Annotated in this window: 1 pseudogene; it reads left to right on the top strand. The window is 61.1% G+C overall.

From position 1 onward, the window contains the following. Positions 1-16 precede the first annotated feature (16 nt). Positions 17-244: pseudogene (locus AC0IYH_RS33430) on the top strand (GMC family oxidoreductase); the annotation flags it as partial.

The following is a 244-nucleotide window of genomic DNA, read 5'->3' as shown; positions in this document are numbered from 1 at the left end:
GTACTATGCAGCGAGCATGTCCATCGGCTGCGAGGCGAGCAATTACAGCACGCGCAGCAATTATCTCTCGTTAGATCCGACCTACACCGACCCGCATGGCCGACCGCTGCTGCGCATCACCTTCGACTTCACCGCTAACGACCTGCGCATGGCGCAGTACGTGACCGACAAGACCGCCGAGATCGCCCGCGCCATGAACCCGAAGATGATGTTCGCCAACCCGCGCAAGGGGCCATGGTCGAAC

The organism is Pseudomonas sp. AC463 (genome assembly GCF_979253585.1).
The sequence above is the reverse complement of the archived record's forward strand: the minus strand, read 5'-3'. Positions and strand labels throughout refer to the sequence as shown.